General features: G+C 71.5%; 1 protein-coding gene. It reads left to right on the plus strand.

The genetic code is table 11. The features are described 5' to 3' along the window. The coding region (locus VR45_RS41575; protein ID WP_045945180.1) for an acyltransferase domain-containing protein at positions 1 to 829 on the plus strand (829 nt) is incomplete at both ends.

Below are 829 nucleotides of genomic sequence, written 5' to 3' on the forward strand. Positions count from 1 at the left end.
CGATCGAGGCGCAGGCGCTGCTGGCGACGTACGGTCAGGACCGTCCGGTGGACCGTCCGGTGTGGATCGGTTCGCTGAAGTCCAACATCGGCCATGCGCAGGCCGCGGCGGGTGTGGGCGGTGTCATCAAGTCGGTGCTGGCCCTGCGGCACGGGGTGATGCCGAAGACGTTGCATGTGGACGGTCCGACGCCCGAGGTGGACTGGTCCGCGGGAGCCGGGAAGCTGCTGACGGAGGCCCGTACGTGGGACGACACCGGACGTCCGCGCCGGGCGGGGGTGTCCTCCTTCGGCATCAGCGGTACCAACGCCCACGTGATCCTGGAATCCGCGCCGGCCGAGGCCCCGGTCGGAGCGGCGGAGGGTACTCGGCGTCCTGGGGCGGTGGTGTGGCCGGTGTCGGCGCGCAGTGCGGAGGCCCTGCGGGCGCAGGCGGAGGCGTTGGTGGCTCGGGTGGTGGCCGAGCCCGGGCTTGATCCGGCGGACGTGGGTTACTCGTTGGCGGTGGGGCGTGCCTCCTTCGAGCACCGTGCGGTGGTGGTGGGCGGGGACCGGAGCGAGCTGCTCGGTGGGGTGAAGGCGCTGTCGCAGGGTACTGCGGTGTCCGGTGGCGGGTTGGTCTCCGGTCGTTCGGTGCTGGTGTTCCCCGGTCAGGGTTCGCAGTGGGTGGGGATGGCTGCGGAGTTGCTGGCCGGGTCGGAGGTGTTCGCGGGACGGATGGCGGAGTGCGAACGGGCTCTGGCGCCTTACGTGGATTGGTCGTTGACGGAGGCGCTGGGTTCGGAGGCGCTGTTGGCGCGGGTGGATGTGGTGCAGCCGGTGCTGTGGGC

Source organism: Streptomyces sp. NRRL S-495, from assembly GCF_000966955.1.
GTDB lineage: Bacteria > Actinomycetota > Actinomycetes > Streptomycetales > Streptomycetaceae > Kitasatospora > Kitasatospora purpeofusca.